Source organism: Bacteroidales bacterium (assembly GCA_031275285.1).
Lineage (GTDB): Bacteria > Bacteroidota > Bacteroidia > Bacteroidales > UBA4181 > JAIRLS01.
Genome location: JAISOY010000053.1, coordinates 20,196 through 27,054 on the forward strand (window position 1 = coordinate 20,196; position 6,859 = coordinate 27,054).

The following is a 6,859-nucleotide window of genomic DNA, read 5'->3' on the forward strand; positions in this document are numbered from 1 at the left end:
TATTTTAAATCCTGTTAACAATCAATTAAATAATAATGAAAAAATTTAGTTTGTATTTTTTTGTTGCTGCTTTGTCCATAGGGATGATCGCATGCGATAATAGTGACGACGATGATGACTTCACTACCGGTTATGGCTATGATATGACCGATATCATCGATGACTATGTGGATAAAACGGTTTTACCTACCTATGAGGATATGAAAAATAAAGCATGGGAATTATATGCGGCAGTGGAGAAGTTAAACACCGAAGGGGGACTTACCGATGCGAATATCCAGGCAGCCTGCGATGCATGGCGTGCTACACGTGTACCCTGGGAGCAAAGCGAAGCGTTCCTGTTTGGTCCTGCTGATAAATTAAATCTGGATCCTTTGCTGGATTCATGGCCTTTGGATCAAACACAAATTGAAACAGTATTAAAAGGTGGTAATTATGATGCCGGATCATTAGGGGAAAATGTGCGTGGATTCCATACAGTGGAGTACCTCCTGTTTAAAGATGGCCAGGCAAGGACAGTACAACAGATAGGTGAATTCGGCCCTGCGGAAGAACATCTGGAATACCTGACAGTGGTTACTGAAACTTTAAGGAACGATTGTATTAAATTATGGTCGGCATGGGCCGGCGAAGAAGCACTTAAAGGAGATGATGCAGAAGCCATGGAGGAAATTGAATTTACTCCGGAATCACCCAGTTATGCCTCTCAGTTTAAAAATGCCGGTAAAGCAGGTAGCCTGCTGCCTTCCAAAGATGTAGCCGTTGATAATATCATCCAGGGATGTGCAGATATCACCGATGAAGTAAGCGCCCAGAAAATAGGCGGCCCTTATGATAAAGCAGTTGCCGGAAACAGGGAGGAAGCTGTTTTGGAAGTTGAATCGTGGTACAGCTGGAACTCTATCACTGACTATATGAACAATATCGAAAGTATCCGTAACTCATACCTGGGTGGCCGTGAAGGAGACCGTGGTGCCAGCTTGTCTGCATTTGTAAAAAGCCGTGATGAGGCATTAAATACTAAAGTACTTGCAGCAATTGAAAAGGCATATAACGCTATAAAAAATATGGATAGTCCTTTCCGGAACAATCTGGATAATGATAAGGTAAAAGCAGCCATTACTGCTAGCAGGGAATTGGAAGAAACAATGGTAGAACTGTTTCAATTGAAAAACTAAAAATATTAAACGATCGATATTCATATTGTTTCTTTTAGGAAACAAGCCAGTCAAATCTCGTAGAGGAATATTCTCTACGAGTTTTGTGCATTATTGAATTTTATTAATTGACGGGCATGATTCATCATAACATATTCAAATTTCTGTTTTTTACCGGTTGCATCATGTTGTTCTCCTGTACTAAAGATCAGGAGATAATCTTAAGGCCAAACGGAACAGTAGCATCCGACAGGGAATTATCAGCAGGCAATGCGACTGTTTTCATTACCGGTACATCGGCTTATGATACGCCTGCCGGATGGGTTACAGGCGATTTACTTAAACGATTTCATATCGGTGACCGTTTATATGACGACAATCGGACCAGTGACCAGAATGATCCGGTTAAGGGAGGGTTAGGACCGTTGTATGTCGGTTATTCCTGCGGGAGTTGTCACAGGAACGCCGGACGGACATATTCCACCATTGATTCTGAAGGGGGATCAGGGAAAAACTTTTCTTCGATACTCATTTATATCACCCGTAAAAACGGAGGGTTTTTCCGTCAGTATGGCCGTGTCCTGCACGATCAGGCTATATATGGAGCGGAAGCTGAAGGAAAACTACATGTGACTTATGAAGAAACGAAACATCAATTCCATGACGGCGAAGAGTATACCTTAAGGAAACCCAGTTACTATATCACTGAATGGTATGCAGACAGTATTTCTCCGGATGACCTGATCATTGATGTCAGGATCCCTCTACGGCATGTCGGCATGGGACAGATCATGTCCCTGGACCTTGATCAATTACAGGAGTTGGAGCGCCGCAGCAATTATCCGGAATATGGAATATCCGGCAAATTAAACAGGATAGAAGACAGGCATGTATCACAGATCGGTGTCGGCGGAAATAAAGCAAACCATTCCGATCTGACAGTGGAGCTGGGTTTTTCCAGTGACCTTGGAGTGACCAATGATCGTTATCCTCTGGAAATAGGTGAAGGGCAATCGCAAATGCTCGGATTTACCCATTATGGAATTCAAATATCGACCCGTGATATGGAAGATGTTGATTTATACATGTATACTCTAGGTGTTCCTGCCAGAAGAAATGTGAATGACCCGACAGTGAAGAGGGGAGAAGAGAACTTTTACCAGGCGAAATGCCATTTGTGTCATACCCCTACCTTGCATACAAGGCAGGATGCCCCGGTTTTGATCAATGGGACAAGGATTCCCTGGTTGTGCCGTCAGACCATCCACCCTTACAGCGATTTTCTTCTGCATGATATGGGTCCGGAAATGGACAGTGAATATAAAGCAGGACTGGCTATGGGGTGTGAATGGAGAACGACTCCTTTGTGGGGCATAGGATTACAGCAGGTGGTGAACGGGCACACGCAGTTTTTACATGACGGGCGGGCACGTAATTTTATTGAAGCCATAATGTGGCATGGCGGTGAAGGTGCTGTTTCCCGTGAATTATTCGCACGTATGTCCAAAGAAGACAGGGATGCTCTGGTAACTTTTTTAATATCCCTGTAACAATAAAAATGGGGTGATCTGAAAAATATAAATAATTAAGCACTCAGTGCTTAACATTAATTGTTTTATATTAATTATAATCATATGAAATTGAAATGTTTATGGTTTTTTTTGTCTTTTTTGCCACTTGGCTTAATGGCCCAGCAAGAAGAAGACGACAAGTATATCGAGAGCGACGTGGTTCCTATGGCAGGGAAAAAAGGTTTTAGCGTGCAGAGCCGTGCAGGCGATTTTTTATTTAAACCTTATACCCTTATTCAGACCTCGGCAAAATTCAATTATTATGATGATGAAGGTATTGAACTGGCCGATCAGGATAATATTGCCAACAGCGGGTTTGAAATACCATACGCCATCATAGGCTTATCCGGTCGGGCATTCAACAAACTGACCTTTAACCTGACGGTCAATGCCGCTAAATCAGGTGCTGCACTTTTGCAGCAGGCTTGGTTTGATGTGAACCTGAAAGATGAACTGAGATTTCGCGTCGGGAAGTTTAAAACTCCTTATAACCAGGCTTATCTGGTTACATTGGGAGAAACTCTTTTCCCCGTACTTCCTACCTCATTGACCACTGCTGTTAACATTCCCCATTCATTAAACTCTGTTCCTCCTGCGTTTGCCACAGGATTTGATCTTGGAGTGATGGTACATGGTATGTGGAAAGGAAAATGGGAATATAACCTTGGTGTCTTTAACGGAACAGGGATCAATGTCAATACTGCGCAGAAAACCATTAGTGACGATCTTGGTATACCATCCCTGTTATATGCAGGCCGGATCGCTTTTATGCCTAAAGGGGCTATGCCTTCTCACCAGGGACGTACAGACGACCTGGAGAATAACCGGATATTGTTTGCCATATCAACATCCTATAATGTAGAAGCAGAATGGGAGAGTTGTGATGATATCCGTGTCGGCTTTGAATTCGCATGGCTGTATCATCGCTGGTATTTTTCAGCTGAGGCTTATTATATGAATATGAAATTCACAAAACTTCAGAAAAGTTCCCATACCTATAATTTTCTGGGGGGATACGTCCAGGGAGGGTATTTCCTGACCAAAAAAATTCAGGCGGCGCTGCGGTATGACTTTTATGACCGGAACTCACTGGAAGAAGATGGGCTTTTGAATATGCCTTCTGTTGGATTGAATTATTATTTATTCGGGTATAACCTTAAATTGCAGGCCATGTATCAGTATGTAGGGCGCTGGGGGCATGCCAACCAATTGCAACGTGACAACGATGACCTTGGGCTGGCGCAACATGCGGCTACGATGATGCTGCAATTCTCATTTTAGAACGAGCACTCAGTACTATTTATCATTCTCTTAAGTCGCATTGATCAAATCGATAAATATGATGTTAAATTATAATAAGTAACCACAATGAATTATTGTCGCATTTTAGAGGTATCATGTTTTTATTTATTCGCTAATCAGGCCAATTTTCAATGAACAATAATCAATTTACAATACTTAAATATTTTTCAACCACTGGAAAAAATATTTTTTCAGGCTTTTATAGTGCTTTGAAAATATCCGTATATTGTATCATTATACTATGTGCTTCCTGTGACAGCGGGGATATTTATCCTGATGAAGTTGTCCATACCGGCATATCAGTAACAGCAACATTTGATCTGGAACATTTGGAGGTTTTTCCCACCAGTTACGAAATACTTTTTGGAACTTTTAATGATGAATCGGATATTCCGATTGTTTCTACCACAGTGACCAAACCGGATGAAGGTACAGTGGTGAATGTTACATTGAGTAGTATCCCGGAAGGTTCTACCTCTATGCGTTTAAGTATAGCCAAGTCGGGGCGGAAAACTTTTTATACATTGTACGAAATGAAACTGGATGTTGTTCCTACAGAAAGTATGGTCATCCCGCAACAGACGGTTGACCTGCTACAGTATGGAAGAATACAGCAACAGGTGTTCGATCAGTGTATTACCTGTCATGGCGGGACAGAATCTGCAGCAGCCGGGCTACGGCTGACGGAAGATAAAAGTTATGAAGACCTGGTCGATGTGGATTCGGAGCGTTCGGTGAAAAAAAGAGTATCTCCTTATTCTATAGGCAATAGCTTTCTGATAGATGTGTTGACAAAAGACCTGAATTTGTCTTATCAGCACAACACCAGTATATCCAGTCTTAAAGACGATGATGTTGTCTTATTGGAAGAATGGATCAGATCCGGTGCTAATAATTAAATAAAGTAATTACTTTGTATCCGGAAATAATAATTTATCCGGATTTGTTATCAATGAAAATATGACATATACCAAAATAGATTGGAACGACCTGTATATCAAGGTTTTTTTAAGTAGTTTTTATGTGCAGGACGGAATAGCTGAGTTCCATGCAACCATGGAGTTAGATGAACCATATGAAAAAGCGGAGGATCAGTTCCGTTTGTTGGAGAAAGGGGTACAGCGTTTAATGGGAATACCCGAACTGAAAGATACTGTATTGGTTTGGAAGCGTTTTTTTGTAAGTGATGCGATCAATCAGTCTCCATTTCTGATGCCGTCTTTCGGGGAAGCTGTTTCTGTTATCCAACAACCTCCCCTGAATTCAGGAAAAGCATCCTTGTTGTTGTATTTTGTAGAAAAAGCACAGGTCAGTCGCATAGAAGACGGGAGTGTTGTTTTACAACGTCCCCATTATAAGCATATTTATCATACCCAATTGCATGAGCGTCATGGGAACGTACAGGAACAGACGGAAAAAATATTCGATACCTATATTGAAAACCTGAAAAATCAATCGTGTACCCTTGAAAGAAATTGCATCCGCACATGGATTTTTGTGCAGGATGTGGATGTGCAGTATGCCGGAATGGTGACTGCCCGTAAAGATTTCTTTGAGAGGGAGGGATTGACGCAACAGACGCATTATATTGCCAGTACAGGAATTGAAGGGCGTTATATCTACCCGGAAGTGCTTATGTTGATGGATACTTACGCTATCGGTAACATTGACCCTGCACAGATCAAATTCCTGCAGGCTCCTACCCATCTGAATCCTACTTATGAATATGGAGTTACTTTCGAACGTGGTACTTCAGTCGATTATGGTGACCGGCGTCATGTATTCATTTCCGGGACAGCCAGCATCGACAATGAAGGGGAAGTGGTCCATCCCATGGATGTTAGGAAACAGACCGAAAGAACCATGGAAAATATACAGGCTTTACTGTCTGAAGCTGAAGTGACCATGCAGCAGATAGCACACATGATTGTTTACCTGCGGGATATTGCCGATTATGCCGTTGTAAAAGATTATATGTACCACTATTATCCTGATATCCCGAAAGTAATGGTATGGGCTCCGGTATGCAGGCCGGGATGGCTGATAGAAGTAGAATGTATGGCTATAAAAGCAATCAGTAGCCCGGAATTAGCTGTCTTTTGATACCTGATCCGGTAGATATCCGGAATGAAATTAATATGGCAGGTCTCCTGTTGTATAAATTTAGATGTATTATATCTGATAATATTCGGATAAGTTACATCCGGTTGGGCCGGAAATAAAAAACTACCGTCGGATTTGTTTTTCAACATCCGACGGTAGTTCGAATAAATTTTTTGATGCCTGTTATTGGGCCGGGGCGATGAACTTCCTCTCGGCAATACGGGCTTTCTTACCAGTCAGGTTCCTGAGGTAGAAGATCCTGGCACGGCGAACTTTACCATATTTGTTCACTTCGATCTTTTCAATAAAAGGAGAAGCAACAGGGAAAATTCTTTCTACACCGATTTCACCAGACATTTTGCGTACGGTAAAAGTGGCGGCATTCCCGTTTCCACCTTTACGTTGTATCACTACACCTCTGTATTGCTGGATACGTTCTTTATTACCTTCTTTGATCTTATAGTGAACGGTAACTGTATCTCCGCTTGCAAATTTCGGAAAATCCTTTGAACCAGCACTTTGCTCTTGAACAAATTTCATCAAATCCATGACTGACAAATATTTTAATCTTTATAATACTCTATATTGGGGGTGCAAAGGTAAAAACATTTTTTGAATAAACACTATAATTTACTGGTTAAAAAAAAAATTATATGAATTGGTGAAAAAACGGTAGGATTGTTACCCTCAATGAAAAAATGTGTACATTTGTATGTATACATAGGA

Annotated in this window: 6 protein-coding genes; 5 read left to right on the forward strand and 1 reads right to left on the reverse strand. The window is 41.4% G+C overall.

The window, feature by feature from the left end; genetic code table 11:
• Positions 1 to 35: 35 nt before the first annotated feature.
• The 5 genes from LBQ60_05080 to LBQ60_05100 all read left to right on the forward strand — a co-directional run bounded on the left by LBQ60_05080 (position 36) and on the right by LBQ60_05100 (position 6,133).
• Positions 36 to 1,178 (forward strand): hypothetical protein, encoded by a 1,143-nt coding sequence (locus LBQ60_05080; GenBank protein ID MDR2037277.1) that lies wholly within the window; start codon positions 36 to 38, stop codon positions 1,176 to 1,178.
• A gap of 164 nt (positions 1,179 to 1,342) precedes the next feature.
• A complete protein-coding gene (locus tag LBQ60_05085; GenBank protein ID MDR2037278.1) occupies positions 1,343 to 2,707 on the forward strand; it encodes a thiol oxidoreductase in 1,365 nt (454 codons plus the stop codon).
• 84 nt (positions 2,708 to 2,791) lie between these two features.
• A complete protein-coding gene (locus LBQ60_05090; GenBank protein ID MDR2037279.1) occupies positions 2,792 to 4,009 on the forward strand; it encodes an OprO/OprP family phosphate-selective porin in 1,218 nt (405 codons plus the stop codon).
• A gap of 152 nt (positions 4,010 to 4,161) precedes the next feature.
• On the forward strand, positions 4,162 to 4,929 hold the full coding sequence (locus LBQ60_05095) for a hypothetical protein (protein ID MDR2037280.1): 768 nt from the start codon (positions 4,162 to 4,164) through the stop codon (positions 4,927 to 4,929).
• A gap of 61 nt (positions 4,930 to 4,990) precedes the next feature.
• Positions 4,991 to 6,133, forward strand: coding sequence for a hypothetical protein (locus tag LBQ60_05100; protein MDR2037281.1), 1,143 nt, complete (start codon positions 4,991 to 4,993; stop codon positions 6,131 to 6,133).
• Between the two features lie 183 nt (positions 6,134 to 6,316).
• Here the strand turns inward: LBQ60_05100 and rplS are convergent, their stop codons facing one another.
• Positions 6,317 to 6,682, reverse strand: coding sequence for a 50S ribosomal protein L19 (gene rplS, locus LBQ60_05105; protein ID MDR2037282.1), 366 nt, complete (start codon positions 6,680 to 6,682; stop codon positions 6,317 to 6,319).
• Between the last annotated feature and the right edge of the window lie 177 nt (positions 6,683 to 6,859).